Below are 15,130 nucleotides of genomic sequence, written 5' to 3'. Positions count from 1 at the left end.
TGCTTTACACGGGCGCCGTTCCGTCGGCGTTCTGTCGCTCGGCCCGCACGCGGCGGTGCTCGCGAAGGGCGTTATGAATCCTAGCCGGCCAGCGCTGCGCCGCAGGATGCACGACACGGCGCAAGGCATGGGCGTAGTCCAGGACGAGGCCGGGCGTCCACGTCATGGCTTCCGCGCGCTCCCGCAGCGCGGCCGCCAACCAGAGATCCGGATTGACCAGGAGGCGCATGAAGCGCCGCCACACTTTATCGGTGGCCAGAACCCCTTCCAAAGCCGCCTCCAGCGCCAGGGCAACCGCGACGGAACAGTTCCGGTCCGTGAGGTTGTAGGTGTCGTCCTCCCGATAGGCGGACCAATGGGCGCGGAGCTTCGCCGCATCGAAGCGGTGAAACTTCACCAGGGCATCGGCTTCGCGCCAACGCGCCGATTCGTGGGGATAGGACGGCTGGAAACGGCCCGACATGTTGTTGGCGGCGTCGGCTCGCAGCGCGCGGGTGAACGCGCTCAAGCTCAGGTCCAGCTCCGTGCCCGGATAATGACTGACATAGATATCCGATCCGCATTCGAGGGCCGCGTGTCCGGTCGATACGACACCGTTGCGATCGACAGCCGCGATATAGCGGTCGACCACCGGCGCCGAGCGGGCCTCCCGGGCCGCTCCGGCCGGCGTCCAGACACGGATCATCAGCAGTTCGGGCACATCCGGCGTAACGAAGAGAGCGGGATCGGCGGGCGGAGGCAGCCAGCGGCTCTTGGCGAAAAGGGGCCAGGCGCCTGCTGCCGGCGGCAGCCGCCTCAAGCCGAGGGCAAGGCGCAGGAACGTGAAGCCGGACAGAAAAAGCGCGACGCCGATGCAGAACGGAACCGTTTTCGTGTACGGGATCGGCCAGCTGGAAAAGGCCAGGCCGGCGAGGCCGATTTCCACCAGCGCCAGCGCCGCCACGACCCGCCAGCGCGAATAACGCACCAGGAACGCGGCCGCGAGCCGGATGGCACCGTCCAGCAGAAACGCGATTCCGAACAGCACGCTGTTGGCGAGATCGTTGCGCCACGGAAGATCGACGACGAGCAGCCCCAGCACCATCATCACCAGCGCGCGGGCGAGGAAGAACCTTCCGCGGCGGCCGAGCCCAAGGGAAAAGATCACGGCCACCAGCCCTTCCGCAACGAGCAGGTAGCCGAAGGTTTCCGTGATGACGACCGTCATGCCGTCCGCGGCATCGAGCATGATCACGAGGCCAAGGGCGAACCACAGAACGCCCAGCACGGCCAAGGATGGCCACTGACGGCGCATGGTCTCGAGCCCCATGAGAAAAACGGCGAGCCGAATCATGCGCCCGCGTTTCCGAAGCAGCATGCCGCCGACGGATGGGGCCGGAGCGGCCGACACATCAGGATGACCAGAAGACGGCTTGGTGAGGACATGGACGCTCTTCGCAGCGAGGCCTTGGAAGGACCGCACCGATATCACCGGGGCCGGAAGCGCGGCAAGGTCGCTGCGCCTTCGCACCGGCCGGGAAGAGTCTCGCCTCAGGGCTGTGTCGCGGTTCCGGGCTGCAGATGGCCGAAGACGCTGACGACGTTCTCGTAAACCTGGCGCTTGAACGGAATGATCAGCTCGGGAAGGCGGCGCATATCCTCCCATCGCCATTCATCGAATTCGGGCCGATGATGTCCTCCGCCCGGACGCAGAATGTTGATTTCGCTCTCGTCACCCTCGAACCGGAAAGCGAACCATTTCTGCGTCTGGCCGCGATAGCGCCCACGCCAGGCGCGACCGGCCACCATGGACGGGAGATCGTAGGAGTACCATTCTGGCGCTTCGGCCAGGAGCTTCACGGAACGAACGCTCGTTTCTTCGTAGAGCTCCCGTAACGCCGCCTGATACGGCTCCTCGCCGGGATCGATGCCGCCTTGCGGCATCTGCCACGCATAGCCGTCGGAGACGTGTTCTCCGCCGCCCTCGGAGCGCCTCCGACCGATGAAAACCTGACCGTCCCGATTGAGGAGCATGACGCCGACACAGGCACGGTAGGGAAGATCGGTTCTGGCCTGTAGTCCTTTGGCGCCTCTCATCAGACCATGACCTCCCATTGTCACATGTTGGTGCCCCGTGCACGCAGGCATCTCTTTATGATCGCCCGGTGCGTGCGTTGGTTCCGAAGCACATCACACCAGAGTGCCGTGACGCTTCGCCCGGCACAAGCTTTTCCGCGCACGCTCGTCTTGCCCAAAAGACGAAAGGCCCGGCGGTGAAAGCCGCCGGGCCTGAGAGACTTTGCGCTGATGCCGCGACTTAGTTCGGCACGGCGGTGTTGGACGCACCTTTGCGAACGCCGTGGAGGAAATCGTAAGCAGCGGTGAGCTGCTTGTCCTTTGCCGGATCCGGCGGGACATAGGCGGAGGATCCGCCACGCTCTTCCTTGTCTCCACCATTCATGAGGTGGCCGCGCAGACCGGCCTCACCCTTGGTCTCGTCCTTGCCCTTGAGCTCGTCCGGGATGTCCTGTGTGACCTCTTGATCCGGATCGATGCCCTTGGCCTGGATCGAACGGCCGGACGGCGTGTAATAGCGGGCGGTCGTCAGGCGGACCGCGCCGTTCCCGCCGAGCGGGATGATAGTCTGCACGGAGCCCTTGCCGAAGGAGCGGGTTCCGATCACGGTCGCGCGTTTGTGATCCTGAAGGGCGCCGGCGACGATCTCCGAAGCGGAGGCCGAGCCGCCATTCACCAGAACCACGAGCGGCTTGCCCTTCGTCAGGTCGCCACCCTTGGCGGTGAAGCGCTGGGTGTCTTCCGGGTTGCGGCTGCGGGTCGAGACGATCTCGCCGCGATCGAGGAAGGCATCGGAGACCATGATCGCCTGGTCGAGGAGGCCGCCCGGGTTGTTGCGCAGGTCGATCACGAAGCCCGTGAGCTTGTCGGCGCCGATATCGCTCGTGAGCTTTTCGATGCCGCTGCGCAGGCCCTCGTAGGTCTGCTCGTTGAACTGCGTGATGCGCAGAACGCCGATGTCGCCTTCCACACGGGCACGCACCGGGCGAACCTTGATCGTCTCGCGGGTGAGCTTCACCTCGATCGGATCCTTGGCTTCCTTGCGCTGGATCTTGAGGGTCACGGAGGAATTGATCGGCCCGCGCATCTTGTCCACGGCCTGGTTCAGGTTGAGGCCCTGGACCTGCTCGCCGTTGATCTGGGTGATGACGTCGTTGGCCAGGATGCCGGCCCGGGAGGCAGGCGTATCGTCGATGGGGGTCACCACCTTCACGAGGCCGTCTTCCATCGTCACCTCGATGCCGAGACCGCCGAACTCGCCGCGGGTCTGCACCTGCATGTCACGGAAGCTCTTGGCGTCCATGTAGCTTGAGTGCGGATCGAGCGAGGTCAACATGCCGTTGATGGCAGACTCGACCAGCTTCGACTCATCGGGTTTCTCGACGTAGTCGGTCCGAATCTTCTCAAAAACGTCACCGAAGAGACTCAGCTGCCGGTAGGTGTCCGCGGAGGCGGCAATCGCGCTCGTTGAGGACAGCAGACTGGTCTGCGACACAACTGACATGCCGCCGGCGCCAATGACCGCGCCAAGAATTAAAAGGGACACCTTGCGCATTATCCGCGAACCTTTTCGCTTTGCGATTTCGCCCACCATGGACCTGGATCGATCGAACCGCCGTCTTTCCTAAACTCTACATAGAGAATCGGATTGTTCTTTTCTATGGCACCGCCCGCCAAAGACAGGAGAGATGTGTCTCCCATCGTGGCAACCGGTTCTCCAGCGAGCACGAACTGCCCGACGTCGACATTGATCTGGTCCATTCCGGCCAGGAGCAAATAATACCCCCCGCCAGCATTGATGATCAAGAGTCGCCCATAAGACCGGAATGGCCCGGCAAAGGCAACCCAGCCGTCGGCGGGTGATACGATGGATGCTTTCGGACGGGTCGTGATCGAAATGCCGCGCGTCGTTCCGCCATAGCCGTCAGAGGCTCCGAAATCCTGGATGGTCTCGCCGCTCACAGGCCTTGGAAGCAGGCCTTTTGCCTCGGAAAACGGGATTTTCGGGGCCAGGCGCGCCGGGTCCTGGAAGGCCGCCTGGGCGAAGCGGGCCCGGGCCTCCTTTTCCTGCGCTTCAGCCGCCTTGCGCGCCTCGTCGACGGCCCGCTGGGCCCCCGCGATTTCCTTCTCCATCCGGTCGATCAACTCTTTGAGAGTGCCGGCCTGCTGGGCAAGCTTGGCGGCTTTTTCCTTTTCCGCGCCCATATTCCGCTCGGCTTCGGCGATCCGCTTCTGGCGCGCGTCGACGAGAGCGGTGAGTCGCTCCTGTTCCCCGTTGAGAGCCTTCAGCTCCGCCGCGAGCGTCGAACGGTCGGTGGTGATCGCGGTCTTGAGGCGGATCAGCTCAGAAAGGTCTCCCGCCAGGGCCTCGGCCTCGGAGCGGAGCTCCGGGAGAACGGCCCCGAGCAGGATGGACGCACGCACGGCCTCGAGCATATCCTCGGGCCGCACCAGAACCGCCGGCGGCGGGCGGCGGCCCATCCGCTGAAGGGCCGCGAAAACCTCGATGATGACGCCGCGCCGCCCCTCCAAGGACCGTCGGATCGCGGCTTCGCTGGCGGTCAGGTCCTGCAGGCGCTGTTCGAGACCGCGGATACGGTCTTCCGTCGCCTTGATGCGATTGGCAGTCTCGATGAGGGCGCCGTTGAGCTTTGCCCGGTCGGCCCCGATCTCCGCGACTTCGGCCTCCAGCTTCCTGCGGGCCTCGGCGCTTGCCGACATCGCCTCTTCCAGAACCTTGAGGTCCTTCTCCCGCTGGCTCTTCTGCTCAAGCGTCTCCGGCGGCACGGTTGGTGCCGCAGGCGCAGGCGCCTGTTGGGCCTGTGCCGTCCCCAGGATCAGAAAGGCCAAAGATGCGGCAAGGCCGGGCGCCTTGCGGGACAGGAAAAGCGGAATAGGGAACACCCTCAGGAATCGTCGTGACCGGCCCGATGATAAGGGTGACCGGAGATGATTGTCAGCGCCCTATAAAGCTGTTCGGCCACAAGAGCCCGAACGATTTGATGCGGCATCGTGAGCGCACCGAAGGATATGACGGCCTTCGCTCGGCGAAGAACCTGGGGATCGAGCCCGTCCGGCCCCCCGATAATGCAAGCGATTCCGGGACAGCCGTCGTCCCGCCATTGCCGGATACGCTCGGCGAAGGCTTCGCTCGACGGGCTCTTGCCGCGCTCGTCGAAAGCGATCACGAAGGCGGACCCGGCCTTCTCCAACAGCGCCGCCGCCTCTTCCGAGCGGCGATCGTCATCACGGCGAGCCCGGCTTTCCGGAAGCTCGACCATATCGAGCCCGGTCATGCCGAGGCTGCGGCTCATCGCCTCGACGCGCTGGCGATAGCGCTCGACCAGTTCCCGCTCGGGGCCGCTCTTAAGACGGCCCACGGCCAGAACGCTAAGTCGCAACGCTGATGATTCCCGTCAGCTCGCGCGGTCTTGCGGACGGTCGGCGCCCCACATCTTCTCGAGGTTGTAGAACCCACGAACCTCGGGACGGAAAATGTGAACCAGGATGTCGCCGGCATCGATCAACACCCAGTCGCAGGCCGGAAGGCCCTCGATGCGTGCGTTGCCGAAGCCTTTGTCCTTCAGATCCTTGACCAGACGATCGGCGATCGCGCCCACGTGACGGTGGGAACGGCCCGACGTGATGATCATGGTGTCTGCAAGCGAGGTTTTGCCGGCAAGGTCGATTTCGACCGTGTTCTCGGCTTTCATATCCTCGAGGCTGGCCAATGCGACGGCCCGGATATCCTCATCGTGCGGAGCCTCCGCTCCGGAGAGAGGGGGAAGCGGATTCAGGTCCGCTTCAAACGAAGATAGTCGGTTCAGGTTCAGACCCTTTCAACCAGCGCCACACAACGCGCCGTGACCCTAAGATAATGTCGAACGGCACCCTTTTTCAACGTCTCGTGACGAGAGAAGTTCGTCGCAAACGGCGAAGTTCGGTGGAGGAAAGGGGGGAGCGCGGCCCGTGGAGGAAGATCCAGGCCGGAGGCGGGCGATCGGCGAGGGCTCGCGCTTCCCTCTCCGGCACCCGGGCGTGGGACAGGGAAAGCGCCGCCCGGGAGCTCATGGCTCTCAAGGTCCACCGGGGGCGATCGATGATGGCCATCGGCATCATTGCGGCAATTCGCCTCCAGCCGCGCCAGCGATGGAAATCCGCCAGGTTGTCGGCTCCCATGATCCAGACGAAGCGGACGCCCGGATAGCGCCGCTTGAGATAGGCCAGGGTGTCGATGGTGTAGCGGGCCCTGATGGCTTCCTCGAAAACCGTGACGTCGATCCGGGGATGGGCCGCGACGGCTCTGGCCTCCTGCGCACGCTGGGCCGTGGAAGCGAGCTCCCCCGGGTCCTTCAGGGGGTTGCCGGGCGTGACGATCCACCAGATCCGGTCGAGGCCAAGCCGCTTGAGAGCCAGGGTGCTCACCAGCCGATGCCCCGCATGGGCCGGATTGAAGGATCCGCCATAAAGCCCGATCCGCATGCCCGGGGCGGCATACGGCAGGCGGGCAAGACCCGACGGCCTCAAGCGGAACCTCGAAGGCGGCGATGTCACGGACGTGTCTGGCCGGAGCCGCGGATGCGGTACTTGAAGGAGGTCAGCTGCTCGACCCCCACGGGGCCGCGGGCATGCATGCGCCCGGTCGCGATGCCGATCTCCGCCCCGAACCCGAATTCGCCGCCATCGGCGAATTGCGTCGAGGCGTTGTGGAGGACGATGGCGGAATCCACTTCCCGCAGGAAGCGCTCGGCCGCCGCCGCATCCTCCGTCACGATGGAATCCGTGTGATGGGAGCCGTAGGTCTCGATATGGTCGATGGCGTCCGCCAGACCGTCCACGACCCGGACCGCGATGATCGCATCGAGATATTCGGTGCGCCAATCCTCCTCCGTGGCGGCCGTCACGCGGGGATCGACCGCCTGGGCCGCCGCATCGCCGCGAACCGCGCAGCCGGCGTCGAGGAGCATCGCCACCAGAGGCTTCAGATGGGTTCCGGCACAGGCCCGGTCGACGAGCAGCGTCTCGGCGGAGCCGCAGATCCCGGTTCTGCGCATCTTGGCATTGAGGACGATCCTTTCCGCCATCGCCGGATCCGCCTTGGCATGGACGAACACGTGGCAGATCCCTTCCAGATGGGCGAAGACGGGGACCCGGGCCTCCTCCTGGACGCGGGCGACGAGGCTCTTGCCGCCGCGAGGGACGATCACGTCGATATTGCCGTCGAGCCCGGCCAGCATGGCGCCGACGGCGGACCTGTCGCGGGTCGGCACGAGGCGGATCGCATCCGCCGGCAATCCCGCATCGGCCAAGCCCGCGCCCATGGCCTCGACGAGGGCGAGGGACGTCCGGAAGCTGTCCGAGCCGGCGCGCAGAATCGCGGCGTTCCCCGCCTTCAGGCAAAGGGCCCCGGCATCGGCGGTCACATTGGGACGGCTTTCGAAGATCACGCCGACGACACCCAGAGGGGTTGCGACGCGCTCGATGAGCAGGCCATTGGGCCGTTCGAAGGTGGCCAGGACCCGGCCCACGGGATCGGGCAGAGCCGCGATGCTCTCCACCGCCGCCGCGATCTCCTCCAGGCGCTTCGTATCGAGGGTCAGCCGATCGAGAAAAGCGGCCGTCTGGCCCTTTTCGCGCGCCTCGTCCAGATCCTCGCGATTCGCGCGAAGGATGGCATCGGCGGCTCCACGAATGCGCGCCGCCATCGCCCGCAGGGCTTTTTCCTTGTCGGCCGCGGTGGCCGTTGCCAGGCTTCGGGCGGCCTTGCGGGCCCGCCGCCCGAGATCGTTCAGCATCGCCGGAACATGTCCGCCCTCAACCGATGCCGCATCTGCGGCGTTAAGACGGTTGGCGGGGTTCGTCCCGCTGAGGGTCGCAGTCTCGTTCATGTCCAAGCCTCGCGGACCAGCCGCTCTTGAAATCAGCTCCCTTACGCCGCCTCCGCGCCAGGATTTCGGCGCGGCGGACCTGCGCATCGGCACATCCGGATGGCATTACCGCTCTTGGAACGGCCCCTTCTATCCGTCAGACCTGAAGCCCAAGGACTTCCTGTCCTTTTACGTTGAATATTTCAATACGGCCGAAATCAATAATTCCTTTTACCGTCTTCCCACCGAGCAGGCGGTTTCAGCATGGGCGAAGGCCGTTCCGGAAGGTTTCCTCTTCGCCTGGAAGGTTTCGCGCTACATCACCCATCTCAAGCGGCTGAAAGACGTCGAGGAGAGCATCGACCTGGTTTTCGGCCGCATGGACCTTCTTGGCGCAACCCAGGGGCCGGCGCTTTTCCAGCTTCCGCCCTCCTTCAAGGCCGATGCCGCCAATCTGGAGCGGCTGAACCGTTGTCTGGCGCGCGTCCCCGACCGGTTGCGCTGCGCGGTCGAGTTCCGCCACCCGAGCTGGTATGACGAGCGCTCCTTAGATCTCCTTCGCAGCCACAACGCCGCCTTGTGCCTCTCGGATCACCGGGCGGCCCCGGCGCCATGGGTCGCCACGGCCGATTTCGTCTATGTCCGCGGACATGGTCCGACCGGGTTTTATGCGGGAAGCTACGAAGCCGGGACGCTCAAGGAATGGGCCGGGATGCTCCGCCGCTGGCGGAATGAAAAGCGGGATGTGTTTGTCTATTTCGACAACGACATCAAAGGCGCGGCCCCCGGCGACGCCCGTCAGCTTCTCACCCTGACGGGCGCGTGATCACTCGCCGTTCAGCGCCATGTCGTCCCGGTGGATCATTTCCGTCCGGCCCGGATAACCGAGAATCGCCTCGATCTCTCGGCTGGGGCGTCCGATGATCCGCGAGGCATCGTCCACATCGTAGGCCACGAGGCCGCGGCCGAGAATGCGATGTTCGTCGCGAATGGTGACCGCATCGCCACGGGCGAAAACGCCCTCGATGCGTCGCACGCCCACCGGCAGAAGGCTCGCGCCGCCCTGGAGCGCCCGGGTGGCGCCCTCGTCCACATAGAGGATCCCTCTGGGCTCGAGGGCTCCGGCAATCCAGGTCTTTCGCGCCGTGACCGGATTGGACGGGGTCAGAAACCACGTGCAGCGGCCCCCATCGGCCACGTGTTTCAGGGGATTTTTCGTGCGTCCGTCGGCGATGACCATGTGGGTCCCGCCGGCGGCTGCGATCTTGCCCGCCTCGATCTTGGTGCGCATCCCTCCCCGGGACAGCTCGGACGCCGCGCCTCCGGCCATGGCCTCGATGGCCGGCGTAATGCGCTCGACGACCGGAATATGCTGCGCGCCGGGATCGCTCGCGGGCGGAGCGGTGTAAAGCCCGTCGACATCGGAGAAGAGCACCAGCAGATCGGCGCCGATCATGGTGGCGACCCGGGCGGCCAGACGATCGTTGTCGCCATAGCGGATCTCGCTCGTCGCGACCGTGTCATTCTCGTTGACCACCGGTACGGCGCGCATTTCGAGGAGCTTCAGGGTGGTGGCGCGGGCATTCAGGTAGCGGCGGCGCTGTTCCGTGTCGGCCAGCGTCACCAGGATCTGCCCGGCGGTGATCCCGTGATGGGCGAGAACCTCCGCCCAGGTCCGTGCCAGGGCGATCTGCCCGACCGCCGCCGCGGCCTGGCTTTCCTCCAGCTTCAAGGGCCCGGGCGCAAGGCCGAGGACCGTCCGCCCCATGGCGATGGCGCCGGAGGACACCACCAGCACGTCCGCGCCTCGGGCATGCAGGTCGGCGATATCCTCCGCGAGAGCGGCAAGCCACGCATGGTTGAGGCGGCCTCGGGCCCGATCGACCAGAAGAGCGGAGCCGACCTTCAGGACGACACGCCGGAACTGACGCAGATCAGGCTTCACGGATGCCACTCCTCCTGGGTTTCGGCGACTTTTTCTTCCGTCTTCGCCTCGTCGATCACACGCAGCAGGGCCTGGAGAACTTCCTGCACGCCGCGTCCCGACGCCGCCGAAACCACAAAAGGCGTCCGCTTGGCGGCCCGCTTCAGGCGCGCGAGCTGCTCCTTCAACGTGTCCTCGTCCAGGGCATCCGCTTTCGACAGCGCCACGATTTCGGGCTTGTCCGCCAGACCGTGCCCATAGGCTTCGATCTCGTGACGGATGACCTTGTAGGCCTTGCCGGCGTGCTCGCTGGTCCCGTCGACGAGATGCAGGAGCACGCGGCAGCGTTCCACGTGGCTCAAGAACCTGTCCCCTAGGCCGACCCCCTCCGACGCCCCCTCGATGAGCCCCGGAATATCCGCCAGCACGAACTCGCGGTTATAGGCCCGCACCACGCCGAGACCCGGGTGGAGCGTCGTGAACGGATAGTCGGCGATCTTGGGCTTTGCCGCCGTCACGGTGGCCAGGAATGTCGATTTACCCGCATTGGGCAGCCCCACGAGACCCGCATCCGCGATCAGCTTGAGGCGAAGGATGATCCAGCGCTCCTCCCCCTCCTGACCGGGATTGGCCCGTCGCGGGGCGCGGTTCGTGGAGGTGGTGAAATAGGCATTGCCGAAGCCGCCATTGCCGCCTCTGGCCAAAAGGACCTTCTGGCCGACCTCGGTCATGTCGGCGATGACGGTTTCACCATCCTCGTCCAGAATCTCGGTTCCGGCCGGAACCTTGAGGACGACGTCGGGACCCTTGCCGCCGGCACGGTTCTTGCCCATGCCGTGATCGCCCTTCTTGGCCTTGAAATGCTGCTGGTAGCGATAGTCGATCAGGGTGTTGAGCCCCTCGACGCATTCGGCCCACACATCGCCGCCGCGTCCGCCGTCGCCCCCGTCGGGGCCGCCGAACTCGATGAATTTTTCACGGCGGAACGACACGCATCCGGCGCCGCCGTCGCCTGAGCGGATATAGATTTTGGCTTGGTCGAGAAATTTCATAACCCGCTTCCTTTACGGGACAAGGTGCGCGGGAGCAACGCAGAGGATGCGTCAAGCGCTCCCGTTCTTCGGGAGCGCTTGCGCCATTCAGCATGCAAGAGACAGCTCGGGCTCCGCTTCGACGCCGGCTGGTTCCCGAACAAGCCCTGTATGGCCCCAGGTCTTGAGGCTTTCCCAGGCCCGCCGGTCAAGCCGGAACTGATCGGCTGGGAAGAAGCCGCCCCGGGCCTGCAGCTCCACAAGGCCGGAGCCCTGATAGGCAAAACCGCACTTCTCCAACACCCGGCGTGAAGCCGGGTTGATGACCCGGGCGGTTGCCCTCAGCTCGCTTTCTTCCCCATAGGCGAAGAAGGCATCGATCAAAGCCCGCGCCGCCTCGGTGGCGTAGCCCTGTCCCCAGAACGGCATGCCGAGCCAATAGCCCAGGCTTGGCCGCGTATCCTCGGGACAGGGACCGATGCCGACAAGACCGATCAGGTTGTTCGGCCTGCCCTTGGGCGTGATGGCGAGCTGCAGGCTCCGCCCATCCGCATTGGCCTGCCGCGCTTGAAAGATAAATCGCTCGGCCATGTCCGGCGCATAAGGATGCGGAATTCGGGCCGTCATCTCCGCGACAGGTTTCTCACCGGCAAGGCGTACGATGGCTTGGGCGTCCGCAAGGCGGGGCCAACGCAGCCAAAGGCGGCGGGTTTCCAGGCGGAAAACATCGTCACGGGTGAGGTCGGGAAACATAGTCCTGCTCCGATCCGGTTGGGCCCTTTCGAGAAGCCCTGAAATGACGAAGGGGAGGTGGACATCCCACCTCCCCTGTCATCTCGGATCTGGAGCTTGGCCTTTTTGGGGCCTTTTCAGGAGCTGCCTGGATCCGCCGGGTCGGTGTGATGCCGGCGGGAGCTCCTTCGTTTTGCTCTCGCCGTTTACTCTGCGGCCTCTTGGGCCGGTACGACCGATACGAAAGCTCGGCCTTGTTTCGTAAGGAATCGGACGCGGCCATTGGCCGTAGCAAAGAGCGTATGGTCTTTGCCCATGCCGACATTGACGCCCGCGTGCCACTTCGTGCCGCGCTGACGAATAATAATGTTGCCCGACACGACCTGTTGATCGCCGAACTTCTTGACGCCCAGACGACGGCCTGCGGAGTCGCGACCGTTACGTGACGAGCCGCCTGCTTTTTTGTGAGCCATGGGTTACTCCCGTATCTCTGTCAGTTGGCCGAAGCTTATTCAGCGGTGGCCGGCGCAGCGTCTTCCGCCGCAGCCTTCGTGGTCTTCTTCTTTGCCGCAGCCTTCTTGGGCGCCGCTCCCTGACCCATGATCTCGGTGATCCGGATCACGGTGTAGTCCTGGCGATGCCCGCGCTTGCGGCGCGAATTCTGGCGGCGGCGCTTCTTGAAGGCAATGACCTTCTCGCCGCGGGTGTGCTCGACAACCTCACCCGCCACGGTGGCGCCCTCGATCAGGGGCGCGCCAACCTGGGTGCCGTTGTCGTTCGTGACCATCAGAACCTGGTCGAACGTAACGGCGGCGCCCGGCTCTCCTGCGAGCTTGGCGACGGTGATGACGTCATTGGCGGCAACGCGATATTGCTTACCGCCGGTCTTGATCACTGCGAACATCTTTCGATCCTTGTGTTCAAACCCAACTCTCCGCGGGAAACCCGCAGGGTCGGCTTTTTGGCAGTTCCGGCTTCAAACCACGGAAAGCATCAAGCCTTCCGCAACGAAAAAGCGCGGGCATACGTCCCCACGCTCCAGTGCACCCTCCCTACGGGACGATCCTGGCATTGTCAATCAAATCCGTTGATTTAAGTGCTTGTGAAGTCAAAAAACGCATGATATCCACCCGGCCTCAACCCGCAGGCCCCCACGGCCTTCGCGACCCGGAGAGGTGGCAGAGTGGTTGAATGCACCGCACTCGAAATGCGGCATACGGGCAACCGTATCGGGAGTTCGAATCTCCCCCTCTCCGCCAAATTTTCCTGAATTCCCTATCCTGATTTCGTCTGAAGCTGCGAGCGCAGCCTCGGCGTGCGCATCCTGAGTTTCCGGATCCGAACCGCGCTGAAGCGGCTTGTGCGCCGCGCCTTCCTGTCTATGGAAAAAGCCCCGCCGAATGGCGGGGCTTTTTCGAATCAGTCATTTCACCGGATGGAGACCGGAACGTCACTCATGGAAATCTGGGCTTTCCATGAGGATTTCGCGTTTACCGGCATGGTTGGCGGGGCCGACGATGCCTTCCTTCTCCATCCGCTCCATCAGCGAGGCCGCCCGGTTGTAGCCGATCTGCAGACGCCGCTGGATATACGAGGTCGACGCCTTCTTGTGCCTCAGCACAATGGACACGGCTTGGTCATAGAGGTCCCCCGAACCAAGACTGAGCTCCTCCTCCTCGGGAAGGAAACTGTCTTCGGCCTCGGATTCCGGTTCGTCATCGGCCGTGACGGCTTCGAGATAGACTGGCTGCCCCTGGCGCTTGAGGTGGGCGACGACCTTCTCGACCTCCTCGTCGGAGCAGAACGGTCCGTGCACGCGGGTGATCCGACCACCGCCGGCCATGTACAGCATGTCGCCCTGACCCAGAAGCTGCTCCGCCCCCATCTCGCCCAAAATCGTCCGGCTGTCGATCTTCGACGTCACCTGAAACGAAATCCGCGTCGGGAAGTTCGCCTTGATCGTGCCGGTGATCACATCCACCGACGGACGCTGGGTCGCCAGGATCACGTGAATGCCCGCCGCCCGCGCCATCTGCGCCAGGCGCTGGATCGCCCCCTCGATCTCCTTGCCGGCCACCATCATCAGGTCGGCCATCTCGTCGACGATCACCACGATGTACGGCAGCGGCTCGAGGTCCATCACCTCGTCCTCGTACACCGCCTGGCCGGTTTCGCGGTCAAAGCCGGTCTGGACCGTGCGGGTGATCACCTCACCCTTGGCCTTGGCTTCCGACACGCGGGCATTGAAGCCGTCGATGTTGCGCACCCCCAGCTTCGACATCTTCTTGTACCGGTCCTCCATCTCCCGAACCGCCCACCGCAAAGCGATGATCGCCTTCTTGGGATCTGTCACCACCGGCGTCAGCAGGTGAGGAATGCCGTCATAGACGGACAGTTCGAGCATCTTCGGATCGACCATGATCAGCCGGCATTCTTCCGGCTTGAACCGGTAAAGCAGCGAGAGGATCATGGTGTTGATGGCGACCGACTTGCCCGAGCCGGTGGTGCCGGCGACCAGGAGGTGCGGCATGCGCGCCAGATCCGCGATTACCGGTTCGCCGCCGATCGTCTTGCCGAGGCACAGGGGAAGCTTGTGCGGCGAGACCGCGAAATTTTCGCTCGCCAGGAGCTCGCGCAGGAAGACGGTCTCGCGCGCCTGATTGGGCAGCTCGATGCCGATGGCGTTGCGGCCCGGAATAACAGCCACACGCGCCGAGGTCGCGCTCATGGAGCGGGCGATATCGTCGGAGAGGGCCATGACGCGGGATGACTTCGTCCCCGGCGCGGGCTCCAGCTCGTAAAGGGTCACGACGGGGCCTGGGTGCACATGGATCACTTCGCCCTTGACGCCGAAATCCCGGATGATTTTTTCAAGCCGTCCCGCCGTTTCCTCCAGAATGTCCTCCGCCATCACCGGCTCCTGACGTTCCGGCGGCAATGCGAGGAATTCGAGATCGGGCAGCTCATAGCCGCCCTTGGCGATGGCAGGAAGCAGCACCTCGGACGCTGTTGCAACCGCAGCAGCCGGAGCTTGATCGCGCACAGCCGGAAGAACCGACAGGACGGGCGCGGGAAGCGGAGCCGGCTCCGCCTCGACCGGCGGTTGCTCGGTTACGACGGGACCCGGAACCTCGAGATGCCCTTGGGACTCCTCCTTCGGAGCCGCCACATATTGCGGTGCCGGGAGCAACTCGTCCATGTAAAGGGACAAGTAACCGGCATCGAGATCCTCTTCGCGGGAAACATCAGGTCTCGCGGCAACCTCCTCTACCAGAGGTATCGAAGCCTCCTCATAGACCGCTTCAGGCATGGCGGCGTCGAGAGGCGCCGAGGAAGCGCCGAACAAGACCGTCTCGACATTGTAATAGCTGAAGTGCCACCGGGAAAAGCTCACCTGAGGCACGACAAGAAGAACCTGCTCTTCCACGTCCGCCGGTATTTCCGGTTGAAGCATGACGGGACGATCGCCGGCGTCCTCCGGAGGATCCTGGCGGTCCTCCATCGCAGGAACGGAATCGCCC

The 15,130-nt window shown here is 64.4% G+C and carries 14 protein-coding genes, 1 tRNA gene and 1 pseudogene; 2 read left to right on the top strand and 14 right to left on the bottom strand.

Going from position 1 to position 15,130, the window contains the following annotated elements; genetic code table 11:
* Nucleotides 1-4 precede the first annotated feature (4 nt).
* From LJD17_RS04075 to LJD17_RS04040, 8 genes are all read right to left on the bottom strand, one after another.
* Nucleotides 5-1,462, bottom strand: coding sequence for an HdeD family acid-resistance protein (locus LJD17_RS04075; RefSeq protein WP_227382848.1), 1,458 nt, complete (start codon nucleotides 1,460-1,462; stop codon nucleotides 5-7).
* 68 nt (nucleotides 1,463-1,530) lie between these two features.
* Entirely contained in the window at nucleotides 1,531-2,076 is a 546-nt protein-coding gene (locus LJD17_RS04070; RefSeq protein ID WP_227382847.1) for an RNA pyrophosphohydrolase, read from the bottom strand.
* Between the two features lie 220 nt (nucleotides 2,077-2,296).
* Nucleotides 2,297-3,610 (bottom strand): S41 family peptidase, encoded by a 1,314-nt coding sequence (locus LJD17_RS04065; RefSeq protein WP_227382846.1) that lies wholly within the window; start codon nucleotides 3,608-3,610, stop codon nucleotides 2,297-2,299.
* Complete coding sequence (locus LJD17_RS04060) at nucleotides 3,610-4,959, bottom strand: murein hydrolase activator EnvC family protein (protein ID WP_227382845.1); 1,350 nt, start codon at nucleotides 4,957-4,959, stop codon at nucleotides 3,610-3,612. The genes LJD17_RS04065 and LJD17_RS04060 overlap by 1 nt, the downstream gene beginning before the upstream one ends.
* Before the next feature lie 2 nt (nucleotides 4,960-4,961).
* Entirely contained in the window at nucleotides 4,962-5,456 is a 495-nt protein-coding gene (gene rlmH / locus LJD17_RS04055; protein ID WP_227382844.1) for a 23S rRNA (pseudouridine(1915)-N(3))-methyltransferase RlmH, read from the bottom strand.
* 15 nt (nucleotides 5,457-5,471) lie between these two features.
* The gene (rsfS, locus tag LJD17_RS04050; RefSeq protein WP_406600760.1) at nucleotides 5,472-5,852 is read right to left on the bottom strand and encodes a ribosome silencing factor; all 381 of its coding nucleotides are present in this window, start codon (nucleotides 5,850-5,852) and stop codon (nucleotides 5,472-5,474) included.
* Nucleotides 5,853-5,952: 100 nt separating this feature from the next.
* Entirely contained in the window at nucleotides 5,953-6,537 is a 585-nt protein-coding gene (locus tag LJD17_RS04045; protein ID WP_406600759.1) for a nicotinate-nucleotide adenylyltransferase, read from the bottom strand.
* Nucleotides 6,538-6,605: 68 nt separating this feature from the next.
* A complete protein-coding gene (locus LJD17_RS04040; protein ID WP_406600758.1) occupies nucleotides 6,606-7,850 on the bottom strand; it encodes a glutamate-5-semialdehyde dehydrogenase in 1,245 nt (414 codons plus the stop codon).
* Between the two features lie 91 nt (nucleotides 7,851-7,941).
* On the opposite strand from LJD17_RS04040, the gene LJD17_RS04035 reads away from it, so the two are divergent.
* The gene (locus LJD17_RS04035; RefSeq protein WP_227382840.1) at nucleotides 7,942-8,748 is read left to right on the top strand and encodes a DUF72 domain-containing protein; all 807 of its coding nucleotides are present in this window, start codon (nucleotides 7,942-7,944) and stop codon (nucleotides 8,746-8,748) included.
* Here the strand turns inward: LJD17_RS04035 and proB are convergent, their stop codons facing one another.
* From proB to rplU, 5 genes are all read right to left on the bottom strand, one after another.
* Nucleotides 8,749-9,867: a glutamate 5-kinase gene (gene proB / locus LJD17_RS04030; protein WP_227382839.1), complete on the bottom strand. Its 1,119-nt coding sequence runs from the start codon at nucleotides 9,865-9,867 to the stop codon at nucleotides 8,749-8,751.
* A complete protein-coding gene (gene obgE / locus LJD17_RS04025) occupies nucleotides 9,864-10,898 on the bottom strand; it encodes a GTPase ObgE (RefSeq protein WP_227382838.1) in 1,035 nt (344 codons plus the stop codon). The genes proB and obgE overlap by 4 nt, the downstream gene beginning before the upstream one ends.
* A gap of 87 nt (nucleotides 10,899-10,985) precedes the next feature.
* Nucleotides 10,986-11,630 (bottom strand): GNAT family N-acetyltransferase, encoded by a 645-nt coding sequence (locus tag LJD17_RS04020; protein ID WP_227382837.1) that lies wholly within the window; start codon nucleotides 11,628-11,630, stop codon nucleotides 10,986-10,988.
* Nucleotides 11,631-11,815: 185 nt separating this feature from the next.
* Nucleotides 11,816-12,082, bottom strand: a complete 267-nt coding sequence (rpmA, locus tag LJD17_RS04015; RefSeq protein WP_227382836.1) for a 50S ribosomal protein L27 — start codon at nucleotides 12,080-12,082, stop codon at nucleotides 11,816-11,818.
* A gap of 35 nt (nucleotides 12,083-12,117) precedes the next feature.
* The gene (gene rplU, locus LJD17_RS04010) at nucleotides 12,118-12,513 is read right to left on the bottom strand and encodes a 50S ribosomal protein L21 (RefSeq protein WP_227382835.1); all 396 of its coding nucleotides are present in this window, start codon (nucleotides 12,511-12,513) and stop codon (nucleotides 12,118-12,120) included.
* A gap of 265 nt (nucleotides 12,514-12,778) precedes the next feature.
* Here rplU and LJD17_RS04005 point away from each other — a divergent pair.
* Nucleotides 12,779-12,868 (top strand) — tRNA-Ser (locus tag LJD17_RS04005).
* Between the two features lie 191 nt (nucleotides 12,869-13,059).
* On the opposite strand, the pseudogene LJD17_RS04000 reads toward LJD17_RS04005, so the two are convergent.
* Nucleotides 13,060-14,577 (bottom strand): annotated as a pseudogene (locus tag LJD17_RS04000) (DNA translocase FtsK); the annotation flags it as partial.
* Between the last annotated feature and the right edge of the window lie 553 nt (nucleotides 14,578-15,130).

Origin of the sequence: Microvirga rosea, assembly GCF_020595095.1 — a bacterium.
Taxonomy (GTDB): domain Bacteria; phylum Pseudomonadota; class Alphaproteobacteria; order Rhizobiales; family Beijerinckiaceae; genus Microvirga; species Microvirga rosea.
Note: the sequence above shows the minus strand (reverse complement) of the source record. Positions and strands in the feature narration are given on the sequence as shown.